Annotated in this window: 10 protein-coding genes; 4 read left to right on the top strand and 6 right to left on the bottom strand. The window is 65.6% G+C overall.

Going from position 1 to position 13,081, the window contains the following annotated elements:
* Positions 1–5: 5 nt before the first annotated feature.
* The 3 genes from EAG14_RS22330 to EAG14_RS22320 form a co-directional block, all read right to left on the bottom strand.
* Positions 6–1,163, bottom strand: coding sequence for a GGDEF domain-containing protein (locus tag EAG14_RS22330; protein WP_371414383.1), 1,158 nt, complete (start codon positions 1,161–1,163; stop codon positions 6–8).
* Positions 1,164–1,350: 187 nt separating this feature from the next.
* On the bottom strand, positions 1,351–2,109 hold the full coding sequence (locus EAG14_RS22325; protein WP_121730194.1) for a 16S rRNA (uracil(1498)-N(3))-methyltransferase: 759 nt from the start codon (positions 2,107–2,109) through the stop codon (positions 1,351–1,353).
* Between the two features lie 242 nt (positions 2,110–2,351).
* Positions 2,352–3,491 carry an aminoglycoside phosphotransferase family protein gene (locus tag EAG14_RS22320; protein WP_121730193.1) on the bottom strand — a complete coding sequence of 380 codons (1,140 nt, stop codon included), beginning with the start codon at positions 3,489–3,491 and terminating at the stop codon, positions 2,352–2,354.
* A gap of 115 nt (positions 3,492–3,606) precedes the next feature.
* On the opposite strand from EAG14_RS22320, the gene EAG14_RS22315 reads away from it, so the two are divergent.
* Genes EAG14_RS22315 through rsmA form a run of 3 tightly spaced genes read left to right on the top strand, consistent with a single transcriptional unit; the run spans position 3,607 to position 8,258 of the window.
* A complete protein-coding gene (locus EAG14_RS22315) occupies positions 3,607–6,018 on the top strand; it encodes an LPS-assembly protein LptD (RefSeq protein WP_371414382.1) in 2,412 nt (803 codons plus the stop codon).
* Positions 6,019–6,030: 12 nt separating this feature from the next.
* Positions 6,031–7,473 (top strand): peptidylprolyl isomerase, encoded by a 1,443-nt coding sequence (locus tag EAG14_RS22310; protein WP_121730191.1) that lies wholly within the window; start codon positions 6,031–6,033, stop codon positions 7,471–7,473.
* A gap of 5 nt (positions 7,474–7,478) precedes the next feature.
* Positions 7,479–8,258, top strand: coding sequence for a 16S rRNA (adenine(1518)-N(6)/adenine(1519)-N(6))-dimethyltransferase RsmA (gene rsmA / locus EAG14_RS22305; RefSeq protein ID WP_099658899.1), 780 nt, complete (start codon positions 7,479–7,481; stop codon positions 8,256–8,258).
* Positions 8,259–8,810: 552 nt separating this feature from the next.
* On the opposite strand, the gene EAG14_RS22300 is transcribed toward rsmA, so the two are convergent.
* The 3 genes from EAG14_RS22300 to EAG14_RS22290 all read right to left on the bottom strand — a co-directional run bounded on the left by EAG14_RS22300 (position 8,811) and on the right by EAG14_RS22290 (position 12,255).
* The gene (locus EAG14_RS22300) at positions 8,811–9,236 is read right to left on the bottom strand and encodes a barstar family protein (RefSeq protein WP_099657231.1); all 426 of its coding nucleotides are present in this window, start codon (positions 9,234–9,236) and stop codon (positions 8,811–8,813) included.
* Between the two features lie 138 nt (positions 9,237–9,374).
* Positions 9,375–9,785: a ribonuclease domain-containing protein gene (locus EAG14_RS22295; RefSeq protein ID WP_121730190.1), complete on the bottom strand. Its 411-nt coding sequence runs from the start codon at positions 9,783–9,785 to the stop codon at positions 9,375–9,377.
* A 154-nt stretch (positions 9,786–9,939) separates the two neighbouring features.
* Positions 9,940–12,255 carry an NADP-dependent malic enzyme gene (locus tag EAG14_RS22290; protein ID WP_099657233.1) on the bottom strand — a complete coding sequence of 772 codons (2,316 nt, stop codon included), beginning with the start codon at positions 12,253–12,255 and terminating at the stop codon, positions 9,940–9,942.
* A gap of 256 nt (positions 12,256–12,511) precedes the next feature.
* Here EAG14_RS22290 and EAG14_RS22285 point away from each other — a divergent pair, with 256 nt between their 5' ends.
* On the top strand, positions 12,512–13,048 hold the full coding sequence (locus EAG14_RS22285) for an ureidoglycolate lyase (RefSeq protein WP_121730189.1): 537 nt from the start codon (positions 12,512–12,514) through the stop codon (positions 13,046–13,048).
* The last annotated feature ends 33 nt before the right edge of the window (positions 13,049–13,081 follow it).

Raw genomic sequence — 13,081 nt, 5'->3', positions numbered from 1 at the left:
CCGCATCACGCCAGCCCGGGCTCCAGCACCACCCGGTTGCGGCCCTGGGCTTTGGCGGCGTACAGGGCCTGGTCGGCACGCTCCAGCGTGTGCGCCAGGGTATCGGCCGGTGGGTGGCGGGCCAGCCCGATGGAGACGGTGATGGCGATGGGATCGCCCCCCTGGGGCAGTGGCACCCGCATGGCCTGCACGGCCAGGCGCACGCGCTCCAGCAGGGCAAGCGCCTCCTCGGCCGGGGTGTCGCACAGCATCAGCACAAATTCTTCTCCGCCCCAACGGGCCAGCACGTCGGTGTCGCGCACGCTGTGGCGCACGGTGTCGGCAAAGGCCCGCAGCACCAGGTCGCCTTTGCCATGGCCGTGGGTGTCGTTGACCACCTTGAAGTGGTCGATGTCCAGTTGCGCCACCAGCAGGGGGTGGCCGGTGCGCAGGCTGCGCCGCTGCTCTAGCTGCATGCGCTCGAACATGGCTCGGCGGTTGAGCAGGCCCGTCAGGTCGTCGTGGGTGGCCAGCTCGCGGATTTGCTCCAGCGCACGGGCGAGTTCGGATTTTTGGCGGCGCAGGTGCTCGCGGGTGCTTTGCACGCGGGTGGTGAGAAAGGTGCTGCTGAGCAACACCACCACCACCATGCCCACGTAGGCCCCGGCCACCACGGGCGGGTAGCCGGGCTCGTCGCGCAACGCAACCACGCCCGAGGCCACGCCAAAGACCACCAGGCCGTACAGCAAGATGCCCAGCATCTGCCGCGTGGTGAGCCCGAAGATGCCAAACATGAGGATGATGGCCAGGATGGGCAAGGTGACGCCCCGCGCAGGCCCGGCGATGACAAAGGCCACGGCGCAGCAGGCGATGGAGTACAGGATTTGCGCCAGCGTGAGGGAGGGGTCTTTGAAGCGGCGCGACCAGCCGCTGCGAATGGCGACGTACACCAGGATGAGGCCGATCACCGAGCACACCGTCCACACCCGCACATGCGCGGCGTTGGCCAGGCCCGCTACGGCCACGGCGTTCATCACCAACAGGCAGCACACCATGAGCAGCGCCGCCAGCCCCGCCATGGCCAGGCGAATGCGCTGGCGCTTGTCGGTGGTCAGCACCCAGTCGGTCCAACGCCGGCAGTACGCGCTCAGATGCAAGTGGTCTCCCCCGCTGTTGTGGTGCATGGCCGCACACCGTGGCGCAGGGCCTTGCAATGTGAGGACGCGCTCGCTATCGCTGTTGTTGGCAAATTCTACGGCGCACAGGCACAACAGCAAGCACTGAATGTGCTGCCGGGCCAGGCGAGCGCCTCCACGCAGCCTCGATACCTGCGCACCAGCGGGCAGGGGGGCGCCCGCCGGGTCCCTGCGTTCAGACCAGTGTGAGTGCGGCCAGGGCCGCCAGGGGGGCGGTTTCGGCCCGCAGCACGCGCGGGCCCAGGGTGGTGGGGGCAAAGCCGTGTTGCACGGCCAGGGCTTCTTCGGCCGCGCTCAGGCCACCTTCGGGGCCCGAGAGAAACCACACCGGCCCCGCCCCTGCGGCCGCCTGCAGCAGGGGGCGGGTGCCTTCACGCAGCGACAGCAGCAGGCGCAGGGCGCTGGGCTGGCCACCAGCGGGCTCAGCCGCAGCAGGCCCAGCGTGGGCGCGCACCCAGGCGGCCAAATCCAGCGCGTCGTGCACCACGGGCACGCGGTTGCGCCCGCATTGCTCGCACGCGGCCACGGCCACGGCCTGCCAGTGGGCAAGCTTTTTGTCGGCGCGCTCGCCCTTGAGCTTGAGCACGCTGCGCTCGGCCACCAGCGGGGTGATGCTGGCCACGCCCAGCTCGGTGGCTTTTTCGACCAGCCAGTCCATGCGCTCGTTGGCGGTGATGCCCGCCAGCAGGTGGATGGCGCGGGGCGCCTCGCGCTCCACCGCATGGTGGGTGCCCACCTGCACGCGCACGTCGCTGCGGCCCATGCGCAGCACGGTGGCCTCAAATTCGCCACCAGGGCCGTCGGCGCCGCCGTGGAACAGGGTGATGCCATCGCCCGGCTGCAGGCGCAGCACCTGCACATGGCGTGCAGCGCCGGGGGGCAGGTCGATTTCGGCACCAGGGGCCAGGTCAGCGGGGCAGTGGAAGCGGGGCATTTGCTACTTAATTGATAGCTGTTTGCGCTTATGAATAAAGCGCTAGAGCCTGTTTTTACATCTACTTTTACATCTACTGCGTACGCGCTTGGCGCGGGGCACAGCCTCGAAACTCTCACAACCCTTTACCAGCGAACGCCGCGCAAGGGTCTATGCCGGCCGCACCGCCCTGCCGCGCTGGCGTTGCCCCCCGCAGCGGGAGCGGGGGAAGGCGCGCAGCGACTCAGGGGGTTTTTACTGCTTTACATGCGCCCGTAAGCGAAGCCGGTGACGGGTGTGGTGCCCTCGATCTCATCCACCAGCTGCAGCAGCGGGCCGAGCTGCCGGTAGCGGTTGGCGGTGGAGCGGATGTAGTGCAGGAAGCGCGGGGCGTCGGCCAGGTACTTGGGCTTGTCGTCGCGCAAGGTGAGGCGGGCAAAGATGCCAGCCACCTTGAGGTGGCGCTGCAGGCCCATCCACTCCACCGCGCGGTAGAACTCGCCAAAGTCCGCACCCCAACCGCTGGCGCTGTTGGCCCCCAGCAGCCCGGCCTTGCGGGCTTTCTCCCAGTAACGCACGGTAACGTCGATGACGAATTCCTCTTCCCAGCTGATGAACGCGTCGCGCAGCAGGCTGGCGATGTCATAGGTGATGGGGCCGTAAACGGCGTCCTGGAAGTCCAGCACCGCCAGCGGGCCGCCTTCTTGCAGCGGCACCATCAGATTGCGGGTCATGAAATCGCGGTGCACAAACACGCTGGGCACGGCCAGGTTGTGCGCCACGATGAGGTTGAAGGCGTTGTCCAGCGTGGCCTGCTGCTTGTCGGTCAGCGCCACGCCCCGGTGGCGGGCCAGGTACCAGTCCGGGAACAGCGACAGCTCGCGGCGCAGCAGGGGTTCGTCGTACACAGGCAGCACGCCGGGGCGCGAGGCTTTTTGCCAGTCCAGCAGCACATCGGCGGCCTGCTGGTACCAAGGCAGCGCCGCCTGGGGGTTTTCGGGCTGCAGCAGCTCGATCAGGGTCTGCTTGCCCAGGTCGGTCAGCAGCATGAAGCCACCCACCTCGTCCCACGCCAGAATTTGCGGCACGTTCAGGCCCGCGCCAGCCATCAGGGCCTGCACCTGCACGAAGGGGCGGCAGTTTTCCTTGTCGGGCGGGGCGTCCATGACGATGCAGCTGGCGCCTTGAGCGGTGTCGATGCGCAGGTAGCGGCGAAAGCTCGCGTCGGCCGAGGCCGGGCGCAGGCTGGCGGGCACCAGCTGGTGGCTGGCCACCAGGGGGGCGAGCCAGGCCTCAAAGGCTTTTTGGCGGGCCGCATCGGGCCAAACCACCGCGCCGGGGGCCGCGGCCCCCGTGGTGTGGGTGGAAGAAACAGGGGATGAGGGGGAAGAGGGGTGGCTCATGGATAATCGGATTTTACAAACCCGCCCCCACCGCCTACCCATGGGCCATCGGCGCGGGTGATTCCATCCGCCCTCGCCCCCTACGCCCCACGTGCCACGCCGCAAGCCCACCACCGTGCAGACCCCCTCCCTCCGGACCCGGCCCGCTACGGCAGCTGCATTGCGGCTGCGCCCCCCCGCGCCCACCGCACTGGCCTACTGCGTGGCGCTGGCCTGGTGCGGCCTGCCCCTGACCGCCCAGGCCCAGGACGCCGCGCCCAGCGCCTGGGATGCCCCCATCACGCTGCGCAAATCCCCCGCGCTGCAAGAGACGATTCCCGAAGCCGTGCGCTCGCAGTTGCCGGTGTTCGTCACGGGCGACCGCATCAGCGGCCAGACCGACTTGAACGCCACCATTGAGGGCAACGCCGAGCTGCGCCGGGGTGACACGGTGATCCGTGCCGACCGACTCGACTACACGGTGCCCGAGGACCTGGCCAAGGCGCGCGGCAATGTGCGCATCAACCGCGCAGGCAACACCTACGAGGGCTCGGCGCTGGACCTGAAGGTGGACGCGTTTGAGGGGTTCTTCACCGAAGCGCGCTACCGCTTCCTGGCCACCCAGGCCCATGGCGAGGCCACGCGCGTGGACTTCATTGACCGCGATCGTGCCCTGGTGCACAGCGCGACCTACACCACCTGCCAGCGCGATGACGAGGCCAGCTGGCGCCCGGCCTGGGTGCTGCGGGCCGACACGATCCGCATCGACAACGAGGAAGAAGTGGGCACGGCCGAAGGCGCGGTGCTCGAATTCCAGGGCGTGCCCATCCTGCCCATTCCGTACATCACCTTCCCGCTGTCGGACAAGCGCAAATCCGGCCTGCTGCCCCCCACCATCGGGCTGGACAGCCGCGACGGCCTGGAATACGCCCAGCCGTACTACTGGAACATTGCCCCCAACCGCGACGCCACCTTGCGCGCAGCGCTGATGAGCAAGCGCGGCGCCAACCTGGGGGGCGAGTTCCGCTACCTGGAGCCCACCTACCAGGGCGCCATCAGCGGCGATGTGATGCCATCGGACAGCCTGCGTGATCGCTCCCGCTGGGGCATCACGGCCAAGCACCAGAGCTCCATTGAATCGAGCATGGGCGGCCTGGGCCTGAACCTGAACCTCAACCGCGTGAGCGACGACAACTATTGGCGCGACTTTGGCCGCGCCTCAGAGCCGCTGCGCCAGCGCCTGCTGCCCAACGACGCCTCGCTGTCCTGGGGCTCGGGCGATATCTCGGCGCAGGTGCGCACGCTCAAGTGGCAAACGCTGCAAGACGCCACCTCGCCCATCGTGCCGCCGTACGACCGCATGCCGCAGCTGAACTGGCGCTACACGCCATCGACCCTGCCTGTGGGGCTGGACGCCAGTGTGGAGCTGGACACCACGCGCTTTGAGGCCGCACGCGCGCTCACGGGCCAGCCCAATGCCGACCGCTCGTACGCCATCGCGCAGATCAGCCGCCCCTTCCTGGCACCGGGCGGCTTCATCACGCCCAAGCTGCAGTTGCACGCCACGCAGTACCAGTTTGACAGTGCGCTGTCCAACGGCTCACGCTCGGCCAGCCGCACGCTGCCCACCTTCAGCCTGGACAGCGGGCTGGTGTTTGAGCGCGATACCAGCTTCTTTGGCCGCTCGTTCCTGCAAACGCTGGAGCCCCGCGCGTTCTACACCTACACGCCGTTCAGCGACCAAAGCCGCCTGCCCGTGTACGACACGGCCGCCAACGACTTCAACTTCGCCACCGTCTACACCGAAAACGCCTACGGCGGCAACGACCGCATTGCCGACAACAACCTGCTGACGCTGGGCATGACCACCCGCCTGCTGGACCCGGACACCGGCGCCGAGAACGTGCGCTTTGGCGTGGCCCAGCGCCTGCGCTTTACCGACCAGAACGTGACGCTGCCAGGCGTGGCCCCGGTGAGCGAGCGGCTGTCGGACGTGCTGGTGGGCGCGGGCATCAACTGGACGCAGCAGTGGGCGTTTGACTCCACCACCCAGTACAACCCCAAGACGCAGCGCTCCATCCGCTCCACCATCAGCGCCCGCTACAGCCCCGGCAACTACCGCACCGTGAGCGCGGCCTACCGTTTCCAGCGCGGCACGAGCGAGCAGGTCGACATTGGCTGGCAGTGGCCGCTGAACGACCTGTGGGGCGACAAGGGCCAGGACCTGGGTGCCGGGCGTGGGCAAGGTGGTGGCCGCTGGTACAGCGTGGCGCGCCTGAACTACAGCATGCAAGACCGCAAGCTGGTGGACACCGTGGTGGGCCTGGAATACGACAGCTGCTGCTGGATTGGCCGCGTGGTGCTGGAGCGCCTGCAAAACAGCACCTCCACCTCCAACACCCGGCTGCTCTTTCAAATCGAATTCGTGGGCTTCTCCCGCCTGAGCCTGGGCTCCAGCCCCCTCGAAACCTTCAAGCAACACGTGCCGCGCTACCAGTACCTGCGAGACCAGGTCGGTACGCCCAGCCGTTTCAGCAACTACGACTAAATCGACACAGCCATGAACCACCGCGTGATGACATTGGCCCTGGCGGCCAGCCTGGCCTGCCTCGCATCCCAAAGCGCTGCGGCGCAAGGGCTGCGCCCCTCCAGCGGCACCAGCAAGGGGCTGGCGCAGCAACCCGCGGCGGCTGCGGCAACGCCTGCCGCCAAACCCGCAGCCAAGCCCACACTGGCGCTGCCCACTCCCTCGGCGGCCGACACCGGCCCACGGTCGGCCGACTACATCGTGGCTATCGTCAACTCCGAGCCCGTCACCAACTACGAAGTGCGCTCGCGCATCGCCCGGGTGGAGCAGCAACTGGCCCAGCAAGGCGGCAACGCCCCCACGCCCCCGCGCGAGCTGATCGCCCGCGAGGTGCTGGAACGCATCATTCTGGAAAAAGCCCAGCTGCAGCTGGCGCGCGAAACCGGCATCCGCGCTGACGACTACGCCGTGAACCAGGCCGAGGCCGCTGTGGCCCAGCAAAACGGGCTCACCGTGAGCGAGTTGCAACGTCGGCTGGTGAGCGAGGGCCTGAACCGCGACCGCTTTCGCGAAGAGCTGCGCAACCAGCTCTTGATGCAGCGCGTGCGCGAGCGCGAAGTGGACGCCAAGGTCAAGGTGAGCGATCTGGACATTGACCAGTTCATCCGCGAACAACAAGGCACCGAAGTGAGTGCCGCCGAGATCAACCTGGCCCACGTGCTGGTGCGCGTGCCCGAAGACGCCAGCCCCGCCGTGGTGGCCGAGCGCCAGGCCCGCGCGCAGCAAGCGGCCGACAAGGCCCGCGCAGGTGAAGACTTTGCCAAGGTGGCCCAGGAATACTCCGACGCGCCCGAAGGCCGCCGCGACGGGGGCCTGCTGGGCCTGCGCCCCACCGACCGATACCCCGAGCTGTTCGTCACCTCGACCCAAGCGCTGGCAGTGGGTGGCATTGCCGGGCCTGTGCGCTCGCCCGCCGGGTTTCACGTCCTGAAGGTGGTGGAGCGCTCTGCGGCAGGCTCTGGCCCCACCGTCGTGCAAACCAACGCGCGCCACATCCTGCTGCGCACCGGCCCCCAGTTGACCGAGGCCGCGGCTGCAGCGCGCCTGAGCGACTACCGCCGCCGCATTCAGGCAGGCCAAGCCGACTTTGCCACGCTGGCGCGCGAGCATTCTCAAGACGGCAGCGCCAAGCAAGGCGGCGACCTGGGCTGGGCCAACCCCGGCCGCTACGTGCCCGAGTTTGAACAGGCCCTGAGCGCCCTGCGCCCCGGCGAAATCAGCGAGCCTCTGGTGTCGCGCTTTGGCGTGCACTTGATCCAGCTGGTGGACCGCCGCGAAGCCAAGCTGAACCAGCGCGAGCAACGCGACATGATGCGCGACGCCGTGCGTGAAAAGAAGCTGGACGAAGCCTACGCCACCTGGGCCCAGGAGCTGCGTGGCCGCGCCTATGTGGAATACCGCGAGCCCCCCCAATGAAGGGCATGAAGCACATCCCGCGCAAGCGCTTCGGACAGCACTTCCTGTCTGACCAGGGCATCATCGAAGGCATCGTCCAGGAAATCGCCCCGCAGCCGGGCGACCCGATGGTGGAAATCGGCCCTGGGCTAGCAGCCCTCACACAGCCCCTGGTCGAGCGCCTGGGCCGCCTCACCGTCATTGAACTGGACCGCGATCTGGCAGCGCGACTGCGCCTGCATGGGCAGCTCGACGTGATCGAGTCGGATGTGCTCAGAGTCGACTTCACGGCCCTGGCCCAGACCTTTCGCGAACGCCTGAACCAACCCGCCCTGCGCCTGCGCGTGGTGGGCAACCTGCCGTACAACATCTCCACCCCCATCCTGTTCCACCTGCTGGAGCACGTGGACGCAATCCGGGACCAGCATTTCATGCTGCAAAAGGAAGTGATCGACCGGATGGTGGCGGGGCCCTCCACCAGCGACTACGGGCGCTTGTCGGTGATGCTGCAGTGGCGTTACGCCATGGAGAACGTGCTGTTCGTGCCCCCCGAGAGCTTTGATCCGCCCCCGCGCGTGGACAGCGCCGTGGTGCGCATGGTGCCGCGCGAGGCCCCTGCCCAGGTCAACGTGAAGCTGCTCGAAGAACTGGTGCAAGTCGCCTTCAGCCAGCGCCGCAAGCTGCTGCGCCACACCCTGGGCCGCTGGCTCGAAGCCCGCCAGTTCACCGGCACCTTCGACACCCAACGCCGCGCCGAAGAAGTGCCTGTGGACGAATACGTGGCACTGGCGCAGGCTTGCTCTTGAGTTGATAGCTGTTAGCGCTTGCGGGACAAGCGGTAGCGGCCAATTTGATCAGTATTGGAAAAGTCTAGGGGCCCAGGCTGGTCGCGCAGCAGGCGCGCCCACCAACATCGCACCGGTCTTGATGCGATGTCAAATCCGTCAGTCAAGCATCAACGGGTGTTAACGAAACAGGCTGGGAGCAGGTCCCGGGCTTCAGTCGCTCGCGCCAATGTCGTCACTCACCTTCGCAACTGGCGCGACCAAGGCAAGAGACACCGCGCAAGGGCCGCCCCGCCGCGCTGGTGTCGTCCCCCTCCTCTCGAATCGCGCCAGCGATTCGAGAGGAGGGGGAAGGCGCAAAGCGCCTCAGGGGGAAGTGCCGAATTCAGGCCGCGCTCAGCCAATAACCAGCATTGAACGGGCTGCTCATGCGCAGCGCCAAGGGGGACACATCGACCAGTTTGTCGGTGGGCATTTTTTCTGCGGGCTCTGCTGCAATCTCGATCCGTTGGACTTTGGGTGCTTCACTGGCCTCGTTCGCCCGTTCTGCTTGGCTGTTGGATGCAGAACGGGCTACAGAAAAGAATAGAAACAGCGGAAGGGTATTTTCCGGTCGCTCCAGTAGTCCGCCGCATCCCGGAAGATATCGAGCAGCTGCTCCCGGGCTTCCTTGTCAAACTTCACGGTGGCCGGAATCTGCTCCAGCACCACGATGAAACCAGGCTGTGGGCCCGATTTGTGCAAGGGGTCTGTCATGCAGTCGTACAGCGCATCGAAGTTCTTGCCAAAGTGCGCCGGGAAGGTGAATTGCCCGGCGATGAGGTCAAGCACGTCCTGCTTGGTCTGTGCGTGGGCCAGGTTGGCATACAGAAAATGGTGGCCCATGGAGGTGGCAGCATCCTGCAGGTCCTGCACGCGGAAGGCGCGAATGGATTGCACGATATTGGCACGCACGCCACGCAGGGGCGTTTCCAGGTCTTTACGAAGTGGCGTCTGCATCTCCGCTACTCTTTCTAAATAAAGTCCACAAACTTCTGGCATTCCGCAGGGCCGGTGCATGCACCTTGCGGGTGGGAGGATTCAAAGGGCATACCGTGCACAGCCAAGATAGGACTGGCACACACGGCATGGAAGGGGTCACTCGACGATTTCGCGGAAACTGGCGTAGTGGTCGCCGGTGTAGTAGCAAGCGTCCGGCGTCCGGGGCTTCTGGCCTCCACACACAATGCGGCGCGCCCCCCGGTTGCGTGCGCCAGGCGTTCTGACGGTGTATTCGCGGTAGTAGCCGCGTTGCTGTGCTGGCAGGATGCGTTCACGGTTGCCAAAGACCGATCCATCTTTGTCGTACGGGAACGGCCCACCCTCCCGGATCAGCGCATAAGTGACCCGCCCCTGGGCAGGCAACTCGGCCAATGCAATGGAGGAAAGAGAACCAGCGGCAGACGGAGTTTGGCGGGCATGGCCCACCACCGGAGCCAACACAAACGCGGCACCCAAAACCCACAAAACCCCTGCTTTGCGAACCTGGGTGGCAAAAGCCTTCAGCATCAACGACACCTTTCAGAAACCACGGGTTAACCCGAAATTTCGAGCCCGTAGTGTGACGCAATACCCCCAAAAAGCAAGCGCCTGCCCAATTATTGGGCAGGCGCTTGGTGTGGGTGGTTGCCAAAAAAGTTGGCAGTTACTATCTTTTGAGGGCTTATCGCGACGCGTTAGCGTCGGCTACCGTCAAAGCCGTCATATTCACAATGCGGCGCACCGTGGTGCTGGCGGTGAGGATGTGCACCGGCTGCGCCGCGCCCAGCAACACAGGGCCAATGGCGATGTTGCCGCCCGCTGCGGTTTTGAGCAGGTTGTAGGAAATATTGGCCGCATCGATGTTGGGCAGCACCAGCAAGTTAGCGTCACCGATCAGGTCGCTGTGCGGCATGATGGCCGCACGGGCCTTGCTGTCCAGGGCCACGTCGCCGTGCATCTCGCCGTCCACTTCCAGCCAGGGCGCCTGCACGCGCAGCAGCTCCAGCGTCTGGCGCATCTTGACGGCGCTGGGCTGGTTGCTGGAGCCAAAGTTGGAGTGCGACAGCAGCGCAGCGCGGGGCTTGATACCAAAGCGCATCATTTCCTCGGCCGCCATCACGGTGATTTCCGCCAGCTGCTCGGCCGTAGGGTCGTAGTTGACGTGGGTATCGACCAGAAACACCTGGCGATCGGGCAGCAGCAGGCCGTTCATGCACGCAAACGTGGTCACGCCAGCGCGCTTGCCAATCACCTGGTCGATGTAATTCAGGTGCAGGTTGGTGTGGCCCCAGGTGCCTGCAATCAGGCCATCGACCTCGCCCTTGTGCAGCAGCATGGCGCCAATCAGCGACAGGCGGCGGCGCATTTCGATCTTGGCAATCGGCACCGTCACGCCCTTGCGCTCGGTCATGCGGTGGTAGGTTTGCCAGAAGTCGCGATAGCGGTGGTCTTGCTCCACGTTCACCACGTCGTAGTCACGCCCTTCCTGCAGGCGCAGGCCGAACTTCTCGATGCGCTCGGCGATCACCGTGGGGCGGCCAATCAGCGTGGGGCGGGCCACGCGCTCATCCACCACGATTTGCGCGGCGCGCAGCACGCGCTCTTCTTCCCCTTCGGCATAGGCCACGCGCTTCTTCGTGGCGCTCTTGGCGGCCGTGAAGATGGGCTTCATCATAGTGCCCGAGGCGTACACAAAGCTTTGCAGCTGGTCGCGGTAGGCATCCATGTCAGCGATGGGGCGCAGGGCCACGCCACTGTCGGCAGCCGCCTGGGCCACGGCGGGCGCAATCATCATCATCAAGCGGGGGTCGAACGGCTTGGGGATGAGGTACTCGGGGCCAAAAGCCAGCTGCTCGCCCACATAGGCCGCAGCCACCACTTCGCTTTGCTCGGCCTGGGCCAGCTCGGCAATGGCGTGCACGGCCGCAATTTCCATCTCCAGGGTGATGGTGGTGGCGCCGCTATCGAGCGCCCCACGGAAGATGTACGGGAAGCACAGGACGTTGTTGACCTGGTTGGGGTAGTCCGTGCGGCCCGTGGCGATGATGGCGTCGTCGCGCACCGCCTTCACGTCTTCGGGCTGGATTTCAGGGTTGGGGTTGGCCAGCGCGAAGATCAAGGGGCGTGCCGCCATCTTCTTGACCATGTCCTGTTTCAGCACGCCGCCTGCCGACAGGCCCAGGAACACGTCCGCGCCCTCGATCACTTCGCTCAGGGTGCGCTGATCGGTCTTCTGAGCGAACTGAATCTTGTCCTCGTCCATCAGCTCGGTGCGGCCTTCGTACACCACACCGGCCAGGTCGGTCACCCAGATGTTTTCGCGGGGGATGCCCAGCTTGACCAGCAGGCCCAGGCAGGCCAGGGCTGCAGCGCCCGCGCCCGAGGTCACCAGCTTCACGCTCTTGGGGTCTTTGCCCGCCACCTTCAGGCCGTTCAAGATGGCTGCGCCCACCACGATGGCCGTGCCGTGCTGGTCGTCATGGAAGACCGGAATCTTCATGCGTTCGCGCAGTTTGCGCTCGATGTAGAAGCAGTCAGGGGCCTTGATGTCTTCGAGGTTGATACCGCCGAAGGTGGGCTCCAGGCTGGCAATGATTTCGACCAGCTTCTCAGGGTCTTTCTCGTTGATTTCGATGTCAAACACATCGATGCCAGAGAACTTCTTGAAGAGGACGCCCTTGCCTTCCATCACCGGCTTGCCCGCCAGCGGGCCGATATCGCCCAGGCCCAGCACAGCGGTGCCGTTGGTCACCACGCCCACCAAGTTGCCACGGCTGGTGTACTTGAAGGCCGCGTTCGGGTCTTTGACGATTTCTTCACAAGGAGCAGCCACACCCGGCGAATAAGCCAACGCCAGATCGTGCTGGTTGACCATCTGCTTGGTGGCTGCGATGGCGATCTTGCCGGGCTTGGGAAACTCGTGGTATTCGAGTGCCGCGCGGCGCAGCTGGGCACGTTTGTCTGGGTTGTTGTTCTGGGCCGTGGTGTTCTCGGGCATGCAGTGTCTCCAGCTTGGGGTAAGGCGAAAGGAACACCGGGCACACGCCCGGCGAAGGCTGTCAGCTTTGTAAGGGTCTGAGATTGTAGGCGCCGTTACGTAAAAACCCTAGTAAGCGGATCTGCTTACTTCTCGGGAACGCATTGTGGCCTGGGTCCGGAGCGATTTTGTCCAATGGCCAATGCGTAAAAGCCATAGGGAATTGCGCTGAGCGCGACTACACCCAACAGGCGCGCTTCTTGCACTAACAGAGCCTATGCCCACCTTAAACACCTCCACTTTGGCAACACCTGCACAGCAGCTGGCACCCGCAGCCCTCACACCTGCAGCCTTCGCAGCCTTTGGCACCGTACTGCAAGCACCACCTGGCACAGGCCGCCTGATCAATGCAGGCACCAGTGAGCGGTTTGACCTGGTGGACGACCTGTGTCTGGGCCAACAAGGCGGGCGGGCACAAATGGCGCTGTTCCGGGCCCAGGCGCGGCAATTTCCCGTCGCGCTGGAAGAGATGGAGCGCCACCAACTGGGCAGCCAGTCGTTCATCCCCTTGGGACGCCGCCGCTTCGTGATCGTGGTGGCCGCCGCAGGCCTGCCCCCACAAGCATCCGATCTGCGCGCTTTTGTAAGCAATGGACTGCAAGGGGTCACCCTGGCGCCAGGTACATGGCACCACGCCTTAATGGCGGTGGATGCGGGCGATTTCCTGGTGGTGGAACGGGCCAGTTCCGCAGCCGACTGCGATACGTGGCTTTTGACCACCCCGCCCTGTTTGCAATGGAGCCCAGAGGACTGAACCGCTGCGATGCGGGCCGTGACAGGTGGCTGG

It is taken from the genome of Acidovorax sp. 1608163 (genome assembly GCF_003669015.1).
Classification (GTDB): domain Bacteria; phylum Pseudomonadota; class Gammaproteobacteria; order Burkholderiales; family Burkholderiaceae_C; genus Acidovorax.
This window is presented reverse-complemented; position numbering and strand designations above follow the sequence as displayed.

Excerpts from the sequence above, each read along its gene's own strand:
- EAG14_RS22330 (WP_371414383.1), bottom strand. The coding sequence starts at position 1,163 with ATGCACCACAACAGCGGGGGAGACCACTTGCATCTGAGCGCGTACTGC.
- EAG14_RS22325 (WP_121730194.1), bottom strand. The coding sequence starts at position 2,109 with ATGCCCCGCTTCCACTGCCCCGCTGACCTGGCCCCTGGTGCCGAAATC.
- EAG14_RS22320 (WP_121730193.1), bottom strand. The coding sequence starts at position 3,491 with ATGAGCCACCCCTCTTCCCCCTCATCCCCTGTTTCTTCCACCCACACC.
- EAG14_RS22310 (WP_121730191.1), top strand. The coding sequence starts at position 6,031 with ATGAACCACCGCGTGATGACATTGGCCCTGGCGGCCAGCCTGGCCTGC.
- rsmA (WP_099658899.1), top strand. The coding sequence starts at position 7,479 with ATGAAGCACATCCCGCGCAAGCGCTTCGGACAGCACTTCCTGTCTGAC.
- EAG14_RS22300 (WP_099657231.1), bottom strand. The coding sequence starts at position 9,236 with ATGCAGACGCCACTTCGTAAAGACCTGGAAACGCCCCTGCGTGGCGTG.
- EAG14_RS22295 (WP_121730190.1), bottom strand. The coding sequence starts at position 9,785 with ATGCTGAAGGCTTTTGCCACCCAGGTTCGCAAAGCAGGGGTTTTGTGG.
- EAG14_RS22290 (WP_099657233.1), bottom strand. The coding sequence starts at position 12,255 with ATGCCCGAGAACACCACGGCCCAGAACAACAACCCAGACAAACGTGCC.
- EAG14_RS22285 (WP_121730189.1), top strand. The coding sequence starts at position 12,512 with ATGCCCACCTTAAACACCTCCACTTTGGCAACACCTGCACAGCAGCTG.